The organism is Blautia aquisgranensis (assembly GCF_040096615.1).
Classification (GTDB): domain Bacteria; phylum Bacillota; class Clostridia; order Lachnospirales; family Lachnospiraceae; genus Blautia_A; species Blautia_A aquisgranensis.
Map to the genome: position 1 here is coordinate 14,881 of NZ_JBBMEJ010000008.1, position 18,309 is coordinate 33,189.

Annotated in this window: 14 protein-coding genes; 1 reads left to right on the top strand and 13 read right to left on the bottom strand. The window is 46.4% G+C overall.

What is annotated here, in order from left to right:
* Positions 1–311 precede the first annotated feature (311 nt).
* The 10 genes from WMO28_RS07860 to tgt form a co-directional block, all read right to left on the bottom strand.
* A complete protein-coding gene (locus tag WMO28_RS07860) occupies positions 312–1,475 on the bottom strand; it encodes an NAD(P)-dependent oxidoreductase (protein ID WP_178645542.1) in 1,164 nt (387 codons plus the stop codon).
* Positions 1,475–2,557 carry a 3-phosphoserine/phosphohydroxythreonine transaminase gene (gene serC, locus WMO28_RS07865; protein WP_349056610.1) on the bottom strand — a complete coding sequence of 361 codons (1,083 nt, stop codon included), beginning with the start codon at positions 2,555–2,557 and terminating at the stop codon, positions 1,475–1,477. The genes WMO28_RS07860 and serC overlap by 1 nt, the downstream gene beginning before the upstream one ends.
* Positions 2,550–4,232, bottom strand: a complete 1,683-nt coding sequence (gene ilvB, locus WMO28_RS07870; protein WP_178645544.1) for a biosynthetic-type acetolactate synthase large subunit — start codon at positions 4,230–4,232, stop codon at positions 2,550–2,552. Before ilvB ends, serC begins: the two co-directional genes overlap by 8 nt.
* Before the next feature lie 12 nt (positions 4,233–4,244).
* Complete coding sequence (gene ilvD / locus WMO28_RS07875; RefSeq protein ID WP_349056611.1) at positions 4,245–5,918, bottom strand: dihydroxy-acid dehydratase; 1,674 nt, start codon at positions 5,916–5,918, stop codon at positions 4,245–4,247.
* A 67-nt stretch (positions 5,919–5,985) separates the two neighbouring features.
* Positions 5,986–7,071 carry a 3-isopropylmalate dehydrogenase gene (gene leuB, locus WMO28_RS07880; protein ID WP_349056613.1) on the bottom strand — a complete coding sequence of 362 codons (1,086 nt, stop codon included), beginning with the start codon at positions 7,069–7,071 and terminating at the stop codon, positions 5,986–5,988.
* Between the two features lie 219 nt (positions 7,072–7,290).
* On the bottom strand, positions 7,291–8,091 hold the full coding sequence (locus WMO28_RS07885; RefSeq protein ID WP_178645547.1) for a TPM domain-containing protein: 801 nt from the start codon (positions 8,089–8,091) through the stop codon (positions 7,291–7,293).
* Positions 8,092–8,104: 13 nt separating this feature from the next.
* Positions 8,105–9,190 carry a TFIIB-type zinc ribbon-containing protein gene (locus WMO28_RS07890; RefSeq protein WP_349056614.1) on the bottom strand — a complete coding sequence of 362 codons (1,086 nt, stop codon included), beginning with the start codon at positions 9,188–9,190 and terminating at the stop codon, positions 8,105–8,107.
* Positions 9,191–9,205: 15 nt separating this feature from the next.
* Positions 9,206–10,546, bottom strand: coding sequence for an SPFH domain-containing protein (locus WMO28_RS07895; RefSeq protein ID WP_349056615.1), 1,341 nt, complete (start codon positions 10,544–10,546; stop codon positions 9,206–9,208).
* A gap of 257 nt (positions 10,547–10,803) precedes the next feature.
* Positions 10,804–11,118, bottom strand: a complete 315-nt coding sequence (gene yajC / locus WMO28_RS07900) for a preprotein translocase subunit YajC (protein WP_015527154.1) — start codon at positions 11,116–11,118, stop codon at positions 10,804–10,806.
* 122 nt (positions 11,119–11,240) lie between these two features.
* Positions 11,241–12,392: a tRNA guanosine(34) transglycosylase Tgt gene (gene tgt, locus WMO28_RS07905; protein ID WP_349056616.1), complete on the bottom strand. Its 1,152-nt coding sequence runs from the start codon at positions 12,390–12,392 to the stop codon at positions 11,241–11,243.
* Positions 12,393–12,630: 238 nt separating this feature from the next.
* On the opposite strand from tgt, the gene WMO28_RS07910 reads away from it, so the two are divergent.
* Entirely contained in the window at positions 12,631–16,872 is a 4,242-nt protein-coding gene (locus WMO28_RS07910) for an acyl-CoA dehydratase activase-related protein (protein WP_349056617.1), read from the top strand.
* A 120-nt stretch (positions 16,873–16,992) separates the two neighbouring features.
* Here WMO28_RS07910 and WMO28_RS07915 read toward each other — a convergent pair whose 3' ends face one another.
* Genes WMO28_RS07915 through WMO28_RS07925 form a run of 3 tightly spaced genes read right to left on the bottom strand, consistent with a single transcriptional unit; the run spans position 16,993 to position 18,173 of the window.
* Positions 16,993–17,619, bottom strand: coding sequence for a manganese catalase family protein (locus WMO28_RS07915; protein ID WP_349056618.1), 627 nt, complete (start codon positions 17,617–17,619; stop codon positions 16,993–16,995).
* 3 nt (positions 17,620–17,622) lie between these two features.
* Positions 17,623–17,901, bottom strand: a complete 279-nt coding sequence (locus WMO28_RS07920; protein ID WP_178645430.1) for a spore coat protein CotJB — start codon at positions 17,899–17,901, stop codon at positions 17,623–17,625.
* Positions 17,901–18,173, bottom strand: coding sequence for a spore coat associated protein CotJA (locus WMO28_RS07925; protein ID WP_178645429.1), 273 nt, complete (start codon positions 18,171–18,173; stop codon positions 17,901–17,903). The genes WMO28_RS07920 and WMO28_RS07925 overlap by 1 nt, the downstream gene beginning before the upstream one ends.
* Positions 18,174–18,309 lie beyond the last annotated feature (136 nt).

Genomic DNA, 18,309 nt, shown 5'->3' on the forward strand with positions numbered 1-18,309 from the left:
TACCATTCAAATTCACTTCTATAATATTCCTAAAAATCCGCAGATGTGCCCCGCACGTCGAGACCTACCACCCCCCTCCCACCCTCACTCTCGGCTCAACCTTCCACATCCAATACCGCAGCATACAGACACAAGTCAGCAAAACTCCCACCCTCCACAACCAAGCACTCAAAAAAAGCCCGAGGGGTGTGCAGAGGGGCCGCGGCTTTGCGGCCCCTTTGCGGTTTTCCTATTTTCGCAAAAAAATACTGCGTCCGTTCGCCAACCCGAACGAAACACAGTATTTTTCAAAAGTATTTTTTTACATTTTGTTACTTCACAACACGCACCCTATACATTCCCTCAATCTCCTTGAGTTCATCTAACGCCTTAGCAGACGCCGCACTCTCAAGATCAATAAGAGTATAAGCAAACTCCCCTTTACTCTTATTGGTCATATCCGCAATATTCAATCCCTCGGATCCAAGAATCTTTGTAACCTGACTGATCATATTCGGTGTGTTGCTGTGCGCAAGAGAGATTCTTCCGACAGCCACACAGGTACCCATATCACAGTTCGGATAATTAACTGAATTTTTGATATTACCATTCTCAAGGTAATCGCGAATCTCCTTTACAGCCATCTCTGCACAGTTTTCTTCTGATTCCTCTGTAGACGCACCAAGATGCGGAGTTACCAGAATACCCTCGCGTCCTGCAACTGTCTCATTTGCAAAGTCAGTTACATACTTCTTAACCTTGCCACTCTCAACGGCCTCGATCAGCGCATCCTCATCAACAAGAAGATCTCTTGCAAAATTCAGAAGAACCACGCCATCCTTCATCTTATCGAAAGCTTCTTTGTTGATCATCTTCTTAGTGCTGTCAAGAAGCGGCACATGAATGGTGATATAATCGCACTGGCTGTAGATCTCATCCAGGCTCTTGCTGTGCTTGATGGTTCTGGACAGGTTCCATGCCGCATCAATAGAAAGATATGGGTCATAGCCATATACTTCCATGCCAAGACCGCATGCTGCATTGGCAACCATGGCTCCGATTGCTCCAAGACCGATGATACCAAGCTTTTTACCACTGATCTCGCAGCCTGCGAACTGTTTTTTCTGCTTCTCGGCAAGTTTTCCAATGTGCTCTTTATCTTTTTCCTGTGCAACCCACTCGATGCCGCCAACGATATCTCTGGATGCAAGAAGCATACCTGCAAGTACAAGCTCTTTTACACCATTTGCATTTGCTCCAGGTGTGTTGAATACAACAACACCTTTCTCTGCATACTCTTTAACCGGGATATTGTTGACACCTGCGCCTGCACGTGCAACTGCACAAACACTCTTCGGAAGCTCCATGTCGTGCATTTTTGCACTTCTTACAAGAATAGCATCACACTGATCTGCACTCTCTGTTTTTTTGTAATTGTCGCCGAAAAGTTTAAGTCCCTTCTCAGCAATAGGATTCAGGCAATGATACTGGAACATTATGCATTCTCCTCCTCGAATTTTTTCATGAATGCAACCAGAGCCTCTACGCCAGCCTTCGGCATAGCGTTATAGATGCTGGCACGCATTCCGCCAACTGTACGATGTCCTTTCAGGTTTACAAGACCTGCTGCTGTTGCCTCTTTGACAAACTTCGCATCCATCTCCTTGTCGCCTGTTACGAACGGAACATTCATAAGGGATCTGTCTTCCGGAACTACAGTTCCTTTAAACAGCTTGCTAGAATCCAGATAATCATAGAGGATTTTTGCCTTTTCCTCATTGCGCTGTTTCATCACTTCCAGACCGCCCATCTTTTTCAGCCATTTGAATACTTTTCCGCATACATAGATGCAGTAAGCATTCGGTGTGTTGTAAAGAGAGCCTGCATCTGCATGTGTCTTATATGTAAGCATGGTTGGTGTGCCCGGAAGAACGTCCTCTGTGATCAGATCCTCACGGATGATAACGATAACCATACCTGCAGGTCCGATGTTCTTCTGAACACCACCGTAAATAATACCATATTTGCTTACATCAACCGGCTCAGACAGGAAGCAGGAGGATACGTCTGCTACCAGGGTCTTGCCCTTTGTGTTTGGAAGTTTTTTGAATTTTGTGCCGTAAATGGTGTTGTTCTCACAGATATATACATAATCTGCATCCGGGCTGATCGGAAGGTCGCTGCAATCTGGAATATAACTGAAGGTTTTGTCCTCAGAAGATGCGATCTTATTGGCTTTTCCGTATTTCTGGGCTTCCTGATAAGCTTTCTTTGCCCACTGTCCTGTTACGATGTAATCAGCAACCTTGTTTTTCATAAGGTTCATCGGGATCATGGCAAACTGCTGGGATGCTCCTCCCTGAAGGAAAAGTACCTTGTAATTATCCGGAATATTCATAAGCTCACGGAGATCTTTTTCAGCGGTATCAATGATTTCCTGAAAAGCTGCGCTTCTGTGGCTCATTTCCATAACGGACATTCCGGTTCCGTTATAATCCAGCATTTCATCAGCTACTTCTTTGAGTACTTCTTCAGGAAGCACTGCCGGTCCGGCAGAAAAATTGTACACTCTACTCATGTTTCTTCATATCCTCCTCATCAAATACATCATCAAGGTTCGCACCAGCCGGTACCATCGGGAACACACTCAGATCCTGATCGATCCAGCAATCCAGAACGACAGGTCCCTCAAATGCCAGTGCCTCCTTAAGTGCAGGTTCTACGTCTTCCATTTTTGTAACACGAATGGCTTTTGCACCCAGTGCTTCTGATAATTTCACAAAATCAACAGCATCATCCAGTACTGTGGAAGAGTATCTCTTTCCATAGAAAAGCGTCTGCCACTGACGCACCATTCCAAGTACATGGTTGTTCATAACAATCTGGATCAGCTGTCTGCCACAGCGCGCTGCAGTTGCCAGTTCATTCATATTCATACGGAAGCATCCGTCACCTGCAATATTTACAACTGTTTTTTCCGGTCTGCCCATCTTGGCACCGATCGCAGCACCGAGGCCGTAGCCCATGGTTCCTAGACCACCGGAAGTAAGAAGAGTTCTTGGCTCTTTATATTTATAATACTGTGCCGCCCACATCTGATGCTGTCCAACATCTGTTGAGATAATGGCATCACCATTTGTCAGCTCATAAAGCTTCTCTATAATATATGGTCCTGTAAGCTGTGTGTGATCATAATTAAGCGGATATTTTTCTTTCAGCTCCTGGATATGTGCGATCCATTCCGGATGTTCTTTTTCCGGAACATCTTCGAGAAGTCGTTTCAGGACTTCCTTCACATCTCCGATCACGCTTGCATCTACTGTGATATTTTTGTTGATCTCCGCTGCATCTACATCGATCTGAAGAATCTTTGCATTATGGGCAAAAGTCTTCGTATTTCCTGTAACACGGTCACTGAAACGTGCTCCAAGAACAATAAGAAGATCGCATTCCGTCACACCGAGATCTGATGTTTTGGTTCCGTGCATTCCCACCATTCCGGTATAGAAAGGATCTTCTCCCGGGAATGTACCCTTGCCCATCAGTGTATCGCAGACCGGAGCCTGGATTCTGTGTGCAAGTTCACGAACTTCTTTGTCTGCACCGGAGATCACACAGCCGCCGCCAACAAAAATGAACGGTTTTTTTGCTTCTTTGATCATTTCCAGTGCCTGATCCATATCCTCCTTGCGGATATTTTTGATCTCACGGTTGACTGTTGCCGGATGGCATGGCTCATACTCATATTTCATTCCTGTGATATCCTTCGGAACATCTACAAGAACCGGGCCAGGTCTGCCGCTTTTTGCAATATAAAATGCTCTTCTCAAGGTATCTGCAAGATCCTCGATATTTTTTACGATAAAACTGTATTTTGTCACAGGCATTACGATTCCTGCGATATCAACCTCCTGGAAAGAATCTCTTCCCAGGAGTGGTCTTCCTACATTTGCTGTGATGGCTACCATCGGCACGGAATCCATATATGCAGTAGCGATTCCGGTTACCAGGTTGGTGGCTCCGGGACCGGATGTTGCCAGGCAGACGCCTACTTTTCCGGTTGCTCTTGCGTAACCGTCAGCTGCATGGGATGCTCCCTGCTCATGAGAGGTCAGTACATGTGTGATCTCATCTTTGTATTCATATAAAGCATCGTAAACATTTAAGATCGCGCCGCCCGGATATCCAAATACCGTATCAACGCCCTGTTCCTTCAGACATTCTACAATGATCTCTGCACCTGTAAGCTGCATGTCTGTTCCTCCTTATTTTGCTTTCGGTACTTCCAGGATCGCACCACGGTTTCCGGATGTTACCATGGAAGCATATCTTGCCAGATATCCGGTTGTTACCTTCGGCTCTCTTGGCTGCCATTTCTCTCTTCTTGCCTGCATCTCCTCATCGGAAACCTTGATCTCAAGCTTCAGTTCCGGAATATTGATGCTGATGATATCACCTTCCTCTACAAGGGCGATCGGACCGCCTACTGCTGCCTCCGGTGATACATGTCCAATAGCTGCTCCTCTGGATGCACCGCTGAAACGTCCGTCTGTGATCAGCGCTACAGAAGAACCAAGTCCCATTCCCACGATCGCGGAAGTCGGGTTCAGCATCTCTCTCATTCCAGGACCGCCTTTCGGTCCTTCATAACGGATGACAACAACATCACCCTCTACGATCTTTCCGCTCTTAATCGCTACGATCGCATCATCCTCGCTGTCAAATACTCTTGCAGGGCCTTCATGTACCAACATCTCCGGTACAACTGCGGAACGTTTTACAACGCCGCCGTCCGGTGCAAGATTACCTTTCAGTACGGCAAGTCCACCGGTCTTTGTATACGGATTGTCGATCGGGCGGATAACCTCAGGATTTAAGTTTACACAGTTCTTGATGTTCTCTCCCACTGTTTTTCCTGTTACTGTCATGCACTCTGTATGAAGAAGTCCAAGCTTGTTCAGCTCATTCATAACCGCATAAACACCGCCGGCCTCGTTCAGGTCCTCCATATAAGTCGGGCCTGCCGGTGCAAGGTGGCAAAGGTTCGGAGTCTTCTCACTGATCTCATTTGCGAAGCTGATATCAAAGTCCATTCCGATCTCATGCGCGATAGCAGGAAGATGAAGCATACTGTTTGTGGAGCATCCAAGTGCCATATCTACAGTAAGGGCATTTAAGATTGCCTCTTTTGTCATGATATCTCTTGGGCGGATGTTCCTTCTGTACATTTCCATTACCTGCATTCCTGCATGCTTTGCAAGACGGATACGTTCAGAATATACGGCCGGGATGGTACCGTTTCCTTTCAGGCCCATACCGAGAACCTCTGTCAGGCAGTTCATGCTGTTTGCAGTGTACATACCGGAACATGATCCACAGGTCGGGCATGTCTTATTCTCAAACTCTGTCAGATCTTCTGCGCTGATGGTTCCTGCTGCATAGGAGCCTACAGCCTCGAACATACTGGAAAGACTTGTCTTATGACCTTTTACATGACCTGCAAGCATCGGGCCGCCGCTTACGAATACAGTCGGAACATTGATTCTTGCTGCTGCCATCAGAAGTCCGGGTACGTTTTTATCACAGTTCGGGACCATGACAAGTGCATCAAACTGATGTGCCATTGCCATAGCCTCTGTGGAATCCGCGATCAGATCACGTGTTACAAGAGAATATTTCATTCCAACGTGTCCCATTGCGATTCCGTCACATACAGCGATCGCCGGGAATACTACCGGTGTACCGCCTGCCATTGCCACGCCAAGCTTTACGGCATTTACAATCTTGTCAAGGTTCATATGCCCCGGTACGATCTCGTTATAGGAACTTACGATTCCTACCAGTGGTTTATCCATTTCTTCTTTTGTCATTCCAAGAGCATTGAACAGGGAACGGTGTGGTGCCTGCTGTGTGCCTTTTTTTACGGTATCACTTCTCATTTATCAGGATTCTCCTTTTTTTATTCTTTACGATATGTTTCTGTATCTCTTATCTGTTCCGGTTTATTTATGCGATAGCGTCTGCAATCAGGTCTCCCATCTCTTTTGTTCCGACAGGTTTGCATCCGTCTGACATGATATCGCCTGTTCTGTATCCGTCTGTCAGGACCTTCTGTACTGCTGCTTCTACTGCATCTGCTTCTTTGTCAAGATCCAGAGAATATCTCAGCATCATAGCTGCAGAAAGGATAGTTGCGATCGGATTTGCCTTGTTCTGGCCTGCGATATCCGGCGCGGAACCGTGGCTTGGCTCATAAAGACCAAGTTTTGTCTCATTTAAGCTTGCGGAAGAAAGCATTCCGATAGATCCTGTCACCATGCTTGCCTCATCAGAGAGGATATCTCCAAACATGTTCTCTGTAAGGATAACATCGAACTGTTTCGGGTCACGTACCAGCTGCATTGCACAGTTATCTACAAGCATATGCTCCAGTGTTACATCTGGATAATCTTTTGCAACATCTTCCACAACGCTTCTCCAGAGTCTGGAGGAATCAAGAACGTTTGCCTTATCTACGCTTGTTACTTTATTTCTTCTCTTACGTGCGATCTCAAAAGCCTTGATGGCAATACGGCGGATTTCATTCTCATTATAAGAAAGAGTATCCACTGCTGTGCGGACTCCGTTCTCTTCCGTAGTCTTTCTGGCTCCGAAATAAAGTCCTCCTGTAAGCTCTCTTACGATGATCATGTCAAAACCATCTCCAATGATCTCATCACGAAGCGGGCATGCATCGCGAAGCTCATTGTAAAGATATGCAGGACGAAGATTTGCAAAAAGGTTCAGGGCTTTACGTATCGCAAGAAGTCCTGCCTCCGGACGTTTGGATGGCTCCAGCTTATACCATGGGGATGTTTTGGCATCACCACCGATGGAACCCATCAGTACTGCATCAGAAGCTTTTGCCTGGGCAATGGCTTCCTCTGTAAGAGGTACTCCGTGAGCATCAATGGATGCACCTCCTAAAAGAACCTCTGTGTATGAAAATTTATGACTGTATTTCTCGCATACTTTGTCTAAAACTTTTCTGGCCTCGGCTACAATTTCCGGGCCGATTCCATCTCCCGGAATCAGGGCAATTTTGTACTCCATTTTTATTCACTCCTCCGATTTTCCCCTGTGCTGTAAAGTTTTACTGCACTGGCGTGGATAATTGTTATTATCATAACGCACTTTTCGACGGATTTCAACCTATTAAATAGATAAAGTTTTGTCATCCCCTCAAAAAAGGGCCGCCATACCTTTTTTTCGGTATGGCAGCCCTGGCTGTTTTTCTTCTGTTTGTCTTCGATTTATGCCTGTCAAAACTTCTCAGAACTTTCCGCTGGAACCCCCGAAGGTATCTCCTGATGAAGAAGTATGAGTGGTGGAACCGCCGCTGTGCTCCTCTTCTTTCGGTTTGGCAGTTCTTGATACTGTCCTGTAGAGATAAAAATCGTTGCTCTTTGTTACTTCCATGCTGCCTTTTCTCACATAGGAAGCTGCCTGATCCTGCTTCTGTACAGTTTTCAGCTTTCTTCTCATATTTCCGGTTACAAGAAGACCAGCCACAATGCCGACTCCTATTGCGATCAGAAGATTCGCACCTACATCAAAAGGTTCCTTTGGCAGATTATCTACATCATATGGTTCTCCCGATTCTGCCTGCATGATAAAATCGTCACACTGCAGGGCAAAAGTCTGAAACGCTTCACTGTAATCCCCGTCACTTAAATACGGCTTCACCTGATCCATTATATAGGACTGTCCTGCATCCGTAAAGGCATCAATAGCATATCCGTGGGTCGCAATGGCCCAGTTGCGATCCCCCATATCTACCAGAAACAGAATTCCGTCACGATTCTCCCCCTGGCCATAACCATGGTCAGTAAAATAATCGTCCGCATATTCCTGAGCTGTTTTTCCCCCGAGGCTATCTGTGGTGACGATCACAACGTCTACTTCTCCCCGTTCACTGATATCATCCAGCGAAGCACTTAAAGTATCCTGCTCATCTGCACTTAAAAGCCCGGCCTGATCTGCCAGACGGTTTTCTGTCCCTGCCCATACAGGAAAGGCGCATGCCAGACATAAAAGGATCGCTGTGAGAAATATGGATATTCTTTTTTTCATAACACGCACCTCCTTATAATGCCCAGATCAGATACAGGATGATATATGCGATCACAGTCACAATTCCCGTAGTTCCTGCAAACCATCTGGCAAAAGCACTCTTGTCAGTAGGCAGATTACCGACGAATTTACCTGTCTGCCCGTTCATGGCAAATATGTAGTTCTCGCCCTTCCACCTGGTCTGAAGAACCCATACAGGATACAGGGCATATTTCGTAGTTCCGTTCTTCAGCCGGATACTGGTATTCTCAGGAATCACGCTTGAATAACCTTTTACAGTATCCCGGAATGCCTCCTCTGTACTGTGACGGATACGCTCATTGGCACGTTCTATACACTCTTCTGCCGTTACATCGTACTTATCTGCAAAATATCCGGCCAGATAAGCTGTCTGAAAATCTACCGCCTCCCTGAAATCAAAAGGCTCTATGGATTCCATCAGATCATTCTCCATGCTTTTGGAACCATCCACAGGCACATGGTCGAAACCGATCGAACCTTTTCTGTGTATGGAATAATAGCTGGTTTCTGTATAATCATAGTCCTTATCGCTCCAAAATCGGGTCTTTGTTCCCTTATAGCGGATATCTGCATTGGCATCTGTATCATAAAGCCAGAACGGAACATAAATTCCCTTTACCTCACTGATATGGTTCTCCGTCTTAAAAGCTTTTGGCAGAAGCCGTTTGCCTGTAAAATGCTGCTTCAGCTTCTCTTTGGCTGCCTTTTTATCTAACTTAAATGGGATCACATAGTCCGGCTTCAGTACTCCGGAAAGATTTCCCGTCATAACTACAGGACTTCCACAGAACGGGCAGGCAGTAGCTGCAGTGTTGACATCACCCACAATCTCACCGCCACATGATTTGCACACATAAGTACGTAAACCTTCGCTTTCCCCTTCCTGCCATTCATCACCGGCCTCATCCGACCAGCTCATATCCTCCGGCTCTTCCTCTTCCACAGACTGCGCATATTCTGACAATGTCTTAACATCAAATTCCGTGTCACAATATGGGCACTTCATCTTCTGTACGGAACTGTCAAATTCTATGGAACCGCCACAGTACGGACACTTAAATTCCTGCATTTTCGCCATATTTCCACCTCCTGCTTACACAGCATCCTCCGTTCCAAAAGGATCTCCGCACTCCGGGCAGAATTTCGGCGGATTCTCCGGGTCAGCCGGTTCCCATCCGCACTTGCTGCAACGATATCTCATCTTCTTCTCCGGTTTCCTGGCTCCGCAGTTCATACAGAATTTACCTTTGTTCACAGTACCGCAGGAACAGGTCCAGCTCTCATCTGCAGGTCTTGGTGCGCCACATTCCGGACAGAACTTGCCTGTGGAAACCGCACCGCAGCTGCATGTCCAGGAATCTCCTCCTGATACCGGCTGAAGCTTCGGCTGAGGCTGTGTGTTCTGTGCTGCCGCCTGTGCCTGCTGGTTCTGTCCCATCTCAAAAAGCTGCTGCGCATTCAGTCCGCCTGCATTGGATGCCATTCCCATTCCCATAAAGCCAGTCATGGCACCTGCTGAATTAGACGCTGCTGCTTTCATGGCATCTGCCTGCGCACCGGTCAGTGTGGCTGCTGCCATGGAAGGATCACGCATCATTGCAGTGCGCTGTGCCTGTTTGATCATCTCTGCATCCTCATCCGGAAGTGTGACAGACCCAAGTGCAACGCTTACAACCTTCAGACCGCGAAGCTGCTCCCATTTGGCAGAAAGAACCTCATTCATTGCATTCTCAAGCTCTGTATTATGGGTTACGATCTGATTGGGACGGAGTTCCAGCTCGGAAAGCCGTCCAAAAGCCGGCTGCAGTGCACTTACAAACTCTGTTTTCAGCTGGCTGTCAAGTTCCTCTCTTGTGTACTCCTGCTCTACATTTCCGCACACATTAGTATAAAAAAGAAGAGGATCTGCAATCCTGTAGGAATATACGCCATGACAACGCACAGACACATCAATATCCAGTCCGATCCTGGAATCCACAACACGGAACGGGATCGGTGTCGGAGTTCCAAATTTATTATCTACTAGCTCCTTGGTATTAAAATAATAAACCCTCTGATCCTTACCTGTATCTCCACCGTATGCAAAACGCTTGCCGATGGTCTGGAAGGTACTGCGGATACCTTCCCCAAGGCTTCCTGCAAAAATACTTGGTTCTGTGGATGCGTCGTAAGTATACTCTCCCGGATCTGCGCAGATATCCACAACTTTCCCCTGCTCTACGATCATCATGCACTGACCGTCTGCTACTGCGATCCCGCTTCCGCTGGTAATGATATTGTCACTGCCTCTCTTATTGGAAGATCTGGATGATGTACGCTTCGTTCCTTTTACTACCATCACTTCTTTATCCATTGCCTCACAGTAAAAAAATTCTTTCCACTGATCTGCCATTGTACTTCCTGCTGCACCTGCCGCTGCTCTTATAAGCCCCATAAAACCGACCCCTTTCTGAATTCTTGTTTCTGTTTATTATTTTATTATATTATAAAAAGATACGCACTCTCATTTCTGATAGTAATATCATTATCGCATGATTTTTTCAAAAAATCCACTCTTTTCCATGCAATATTTCACATATCCTGTTATTTCGGCATATATCGTCAAAAATAAAATTTCCCGTCCTCAGCAGCCAAAAAAAGACACCGCGCATCAAACGCAGTGCCTCTCTTCACTCTCATATTCCAGGTGCATTAAGCAGATGCCTGATCTGCCTTCTCAACCTCGGCAATTGCCTGTTTTCTCATTGGGATACGGCAGTTTTTGTTGTTACCGAACTCAACGATAACATCTTCCTCTGTCATATCAATAACAACACCATAAAAACCGCTGGTAGTAACAACGCTGTCACCAACCTCCATGCTGTTTAACATAGTCTGTGTTCTCTTCTGCTCTTTCTTCTGCGGACGGATCATCATGAAGTACATAATTCCGAAAAGAACTACGATCCATACGATACCAAGACCTGCGCTGAGTCCGCCAGCCGCTGCTGTAGATGATGCGATCATTCCAATTCCTCCTGCTTAAGTTCAATTAATATGCGGTTTCCCGCCGTTTCTGACCTAAAAAGTGTCACTTCGTACTATCATACACAAAAATCCACGATTCTTCAAGGGTTTTCTTATATTTTCTAACGGTTTCCGTTGATCTTTCCTTCCTCAAAACCTTCCAGACGCATTTTCTTATATGCGGCAAAATTACCTGCATCCAGTGCGTCGCGGATTTCTTCCATCATATGATTATAGAAATAGAGATTATGAAGTACGCAAAGTCTCATTCCCAGCATTTCCTTTGCTTTCAGAAGATGACGGATATACGCTCTGCTGTAATGCCGGCAGGTCGGACACTGGCACTCCTCATCGATCGGTTTGGAATCCAGTTCATACTTGGCATTAAAAAGATTCATCTTGCCATGATTGGTGTATACATGACCATGACGGCCGTTACGGCTTGGATATACACAGTCAAAGAAATCCACGCCTCGCTCAACACTCTCCAGAATGTTCGCCGGCGTTCCCACTCCCATCAGATAAGTAGGCTTATTCTGAGGCAGATGCGGTACCACCTCATCCAGGATGCGGTACATCTCTTCATGGCTCTCACCCACTGCAAGGCCACCCACTGCATAGCCGTCCAGATCCATCTCGGAGATTGCCTGTGCATGCTCAATACGGATATCTTCATAAACAGCACCCTGATTGATACCAAAGAGAAGCTGATCCTTATTAATAGTATCCGGCAGGCTGTTAAGACGGGCCATCTCATCCTTACATCTCTTAAGCCAGCGTGTTGTACGCGCTACCGATTTCTGTACATAATCCCTGTCTGCCACACTGCTTGGGCACTCATCAAAGGCCATTGCAATGGTAGAGGCCAGATTTGACTGGATCTGCATGCTCTGCTCCGGTCCCATAAAAATCTTATGACCATCGATATGAGAGTTAAAATACACGCCCTCTTCCTTGATCTTACGAAGCTTCGCCAGCGAAAACACCTGGAATCCGCCGGAATCGGTAAGGATCGGTCTGTCCCAGTTCATAAATTCATGAAGACCTCCCAGCTGCTTTACCACCTTGTCGCCAGGGCGCACATGAAGATGATAGGTATTGGACAGCTCTACCTGTGTACCGATCTCATGAAGATCCACAGTGGAAACCGCGCCCTTAATTGCTGCAATTGTTCCTACATTCATGAAAACAGGAGTCTGGATCGTTCCGTGAACCGTCTTGAATTCTCCTCTTTTCGCTCTTCCTTCTGTTGTTATCAGTTTATATTCTGCCATTTCATTTCCCTTCTATAGCAATTCCAAAAATTTCATTGGTAAAAAATATCATAACACATTTTCTTCTTTCCTGCTACTGATTGTTGAACTTTTACATTGCCATTTTTCGAACGTTATCGTATAATATAGAGTATTCGCTTAAAAAGCCTTTTAATAAGAAGAAATAACTCCCGTCTGACAAGGAAGTCAGTATCGGGCAACCCCTGTATATATACAGCAAGGAGGAAATCAATTTTTTATGAAGAAACACACACTTGGAATTGACATTGGTTCCACCACTGTCAAAATTGCGATCTTAGATGAGAATGATACACTCGTTTTCTCTGATTACGAGAGACATTTTGCAAATATCCAGGAAACGCTTGCAGATCTTCTTCAGAAGGCCGAGGATCAGCTTGGCGAGCTCACACTGTGCCCGGTCATCACCGGTTCCGGTGGTCTGACGCTTGCCAACCATCTGGAGGTTCCTTTTGTCCAGGAGGTTATTGCAGTTTCCACTTCCCTTCAGAAGCTTGCTCCTAAGACCGATGTGGCTATCGAGCTTGGTGGCGAGGATGCGAAGATCATCTATTTTGAGAACGGAAATGTGGAGCAGCGTATGAACGGTATCTGCGCCGGCGGTACCGGTTCTTTCATTGACCAGATGGCTTCTCTTCTCCAGACCGATGCACCTGGCTTAAATGAATATGCCAAGCATTACAAGGCACTTTATCCGATTGCGGCCCGCTGCGGTGTTTTTGCAAAAACAGATATCCAGCCACTGATCAACGATGGTGCCACCAAGGAAGACCTTTCCGCTTCCATTTTCCAGGCCGTTGTCAACCAGACCATCTCCGGTCTTGCCTGCGGTAAACCGATCCGTGGTCACGTTGCTTTCCTGGGAGGTCCGCTTCACTTCCTTTCCGAGCTTAAGGAAGCCTTTATCCGTACACTGAAGCTGGATGACGAGCATATCATCGCACCGGATAATTCTCATCTGTTTGCTGCTATCGGTTCCGCACTGAATGCGAAACAGGATATAACCGTCTCCCTTACTGAGCTTAAGGACCGTATGCGTACCACCATCAAGCTTGACTTTGAGGTTGAGCGTATGGAGCCGCTTTTCGCTACGGAAGAAGATTACCAGGCTTTCCATGACCGCCAGAGTGCCTACAAGGTAAAAACCGGCGACCTTTCTACATACAAGGGAAAATGCTTTCTCGGAATCGATGCCGGTTCCACAACAACCAAGACCGCACTGGTCGGTGAAGACGGAACTCTGCTTTATTCTTTCTACAGCAACAACAACGGAAATCCGCTGAAAACTACCATCGGTTCCATCCAGGAGATCTATGAGCTTCTTCCGGATGACGCAGAGATCGCTTTTTCCTGCTCTACCGGATATGGCGAGGCACTGATCAAGGCCGCTCTCCTTCTTGACGAAGGCGAGGTTGAGACAGTTTCCCATTATTATGCTGCTGCTTTCTTTGACCCGGAGGTAGACTGTATCCTCGATATCGGCGGACAGGATATGAAATGTATCAAGATCCGTAACCAGACCGTTGACAGTGTACAGCTGAACGAAGCATGTTCCTCCGGCTGTGGTTCCTTTATCGAGACCTTTGCAAAATCCCTGAATTACACAGTACAGGATTTCGCAAAAGCAGCTCTTTTTGCACAGCATCCGATCGATCTCGGAACACGTTGTACTGTATTTATGAACTCGAAGGTTAAACAGGCACAGAAAGAGGGTGCTGAGGTTTCTGATATCTCCGCAGGTCTTGCATACTCTGTTATCAAGAATGCCCTTTACAAGGTTATCAAGGTTTCCGATGCCTCCGAACTTGGCAAGCATATCGTTGTACAGGGTGGTACTTTCTACAACGATGCGGTTCTCCGGAGCTTTGAGAAAATTGCCAACTGTCACGCTATCCGTCCGGATATCGCAGGAATCATGGGTGCCTTCGGTGCAGCGCTGATCGCAAGGGAACGCTATCAGGAAGGGGAAAAAACCTCCATGCTTTCCATTGATCAGATTAACAGTCTGCAGTACACAACTTCCATGGCCAACTGCCGCGGATGTACCAACAACTGCCGTCTGACCATCAACAAATTCTCCGGCGGCCGTAAATACATCAGCGGAAACCGCTGCGAGCGCGGTCTCGGAAAAGAGAAGAACAAAGATCATATCCCGAATCTTTTCGACTATAAATATAAGAGGATTTTTTCCTATGAACCTCTTTCCGCAGACAAGGCGACCCGTGGACAGGTTGGTATCCCGCGTGTTCTGAACATGTTCGAGAATTATCCATTCTGGTATACCTTCTTCACAGAGCTGAAATACCAGGTTGTACTTTCTCCGACCTCCACACGTAAGATCTACGAGCTGGGTATCGAATCCATTCCAAGCGAATCCGAGTGTTATCCGGCAAAGCTTGCCCACGGTCATGTGACCTGGCTGATCCGCAACGGTGTGAAGTTTATCTTCTATCCGTGTATCCCATATGAGCGTAACGAGTTTCCGGATGCAGTCAACCACTACAACTGCCCGATCGTTACTTCCTACGCAGAGAATATCAAGAACAATGTGGATGAGCTCAGTGATCCGTCCATCACTTTCCGCAATCCGTTCCTGGCGTTCACTTCCGAGGATATCCTGACCAGCCGCCTTGTGGAAGAATTCCCGGATATTCCTTCTGCCGAAGTAAAAGCAGCTGCACACAAAGCATGGGAAGAGCTTGCCGCTGTACACCGTGATGTTCAGAAAAAAGGTGAGGAGACTTTACAGTACCTCAAAGAAACCGGCCGCCGCGGAATCGTTCTCGCCGGCCGTCCATACCATATTGATCCTGAGATCCACCATGGAATCCCAGATATGATCAACAGCTACGGAATCGCTGTATTTACCGAAGATTCTGTTGCTCACCTTGGCCATATAGAGCGTCCGATCCGTGTTAATGACCAGTGGATGTACCATTCCCGTCTCTACTCTGCTGCAAACTTTGTAAAAACAAGAGATGATCTGGATCTGATCCAGCTGAACTCTTTTGGCTGCGGACTGGATGCGGTTACTACAGATGAGGTTTATGAGATCCTAGACGGAAGCGATAAGATCTACACCTGCTTAAAGATCGATGAGGTCAACAACCTTGGTGCAGCAAGGATCCGTATCCGTTCCTTGATCGCAGCGATCCGCGCAAAACAGGCGCAGAATAAAAAGAGAACCATCAGGCCATCTTCCATCCAGAAGGTATCCTTTACCAAACAGATGCGTAAGAACTACACCATCCTCTGCCCGCAGATGTCTCCGTTCCACTTCGGAATCCTGGAGGCAGCTTTCCAGGCATCCGGCTACAACCTTGAGGTTCTTCCGAATGATAACAAGCATGCCGTTGATGTCGGTCTTAAATATGTAAATAACGATGCCTGTTATCCATCCCTGATGGTAGTCGGTCAGATCATGGATGCACTTCTTTCCGGCAAATATGATCTCAACAAGACTGCTGTTGTCATGTCACAGACTGGTGGCGGGTGCCGTGCTTCCAACTACATTGCTTTTATCCGCCGTGCTCTCAAAAAAGCCGGTATGGAACAGGTTCCGGTTATCTCCATCAACTTAAGTGGTCTGGAGAGCAACCCTGGATTCAAGCTGACTCTTCCGCTGATCAAGAGAGTCGTATATGGAGCTGTTTTCGGTGATATCCTCATGAAATGTGTATACCGCATGCGTCCGTATGAGCTGGAAGAAGGTATCGTAAACCGCAAGCACAAGATCTGGGAGCAGCGTGCCATTGCTTTCGTACAAGGAAGCAGCGTCAGCCATGGCACCTTCAAAAAAATGTGTCGTGAAATGGTTCATGATTTCGATACCATCCCGATCTCCGATGAGAAAAAACCTCGCGTCGGTATCGTCGGTGAAATCCTTGTCAAGTTCCTGCCTGCTGCAAACAATCACCTAGCTGATCTTCTGGAAGCAGAAGGTGCCGAACCGGTTGTTCCGGATCTTATTGATTTCATCTGCTACTGCTTCTTCAACCAGAACTTCAAGGTTGAAAAGCTTGGCTTCAAGAAATCCAAGGCAACTATTGCCAATCTGGGACTGAAGGCTATCGACTGGCTTAGAAAAACCGCCAATGAAGCCCTTGAGCAGAGCCGCCACTTCACTCCGGCTGCTGATATCCGCGAGCTTGCAAAGATGGCGGAACCGATCGTTTCCGCAGGAAACCAGACTGGTGAGGGATGGTTCCTTACCGGCGAGATGATGGAGCTGATCCACGGTGGTGTTCCGAACATCGTCTGCATCCAGCCTTTTGGATGTCTGCCGAACCATATCGTAGGTAAAGGTGTTATCAAGGAAGTTCGCCGTGAGCATCCGGAAGCAAACATCGTTGCCATTGACTACGACCCGGGTGCAAGCGAAGTAAACCAGCTGAACCGAATCAAGCTGATGCTTTCCACTGCACAGAAGAACCTTCATAAGGATAATAAAAAAGAAGCCTGAGCACGGTCGGCAAACAAAATTCTTATAATATAAAGCAATAAAAACTGTACAGTCCCGTGTGATAAATCACACGGGACTGTACAGTTTTTTTGCTTTCTTATTTTATATAGAAGCAGTGATTCAGGAATTCTCACAGGACGCCTTACACGGAGCATCAAAACTCGGATTAAAGGCATAAAAGTTTTTGGCATCCAGCTGCTCCTGAACTGAACGAAGCGCCTCACCAAATCGCTGGAAATGTACGATTTCCCTTGCTCTCAGGAATCGTATCGGATCTGCGACCTCCGGAATATTTTTTACCACACGGAGAATATTGTCATAAGTAGATCGTGCTTTCTGTTCTGCTGCAAGATTTTCAAACAGATCTGTGATCGGATCCCCTTTGCTCTGGAATTCACAGGCATTAAAAGGCACTCCTCCTGCTGCCTGCGGCCATACCCCTACTGTATGGTCGATATAATATGGTCCCAAACCACTATTTTCAATTTCCTCCATAGAAAGATTGCGGGTCAGCTGATGCACAATGGTCGATACCATCTCAAGATGCGCCAGCTCTTCTGTTCCAATATCATTCAGAACAGCTGTAGCCATACGGTTTGGCATAGTAAATCTCTGCGAAAGATAACGCATGGATGCTCCGATCTCGCCATCCGGGCCACCATACTGGCTCATGATAAACTGTGCCAGCTTTGCATTCGGAGTTTTGATATTTACAGGATACTGAAGCCTTTTTTCATAATTCCACATAACTTATCTACATCCTCCTTCCTGTTCCCACGGAAATGGCTGTTCCATCCATTGCCAGGAATTCAGACAGCTGTCATTACCTGTGTCTATTGTCAGTGGACCATAAAGCCCGGCGTATTTTTCAAGCAGCTCATTTCTCCTTAATGAAAGCTCACCATAATAATCCAATGCTCTTTTTTCACATGGATGAGTGTCCAGAAAAAGCAGCAGATCGTCGATTGCAAAGCTTACCTGATCAATAGACTGCAGAAGTTCTTTTTTTGAGATTTTGTTTTCTGCCATCATCGACACCCTCCTCTCCTACCACAGAACGGCTTACAAAGCGTTGGAAAGATCGTACCCAGCTGTAATGCTTTACGCAGTTCAAAAGTTGGTTCAAATTCCTGATATGGCACATACGCCATGGCGGGGATCAGATGTTTAAGATGGGAATACATTTCCTTATTTGTGCTCGCTTTGCTGTCGGATTTCTGACAGCTGCGTGCCACACCATTCATGCCACAGGTATAATTATATGGACGGCCTCCTGAACGATTCATCTGAAATCGATCCATAGTTGAAATCCTTTCATTTATGATCACGCTATATTTTATGATTAGTTTTTTAAGTTGTGAAAAACTCCAGTTTCATACTTTCTGTTATAAATCGTTATCATTCCATCACTTTTTTCTATAAATACCTGAAAATATT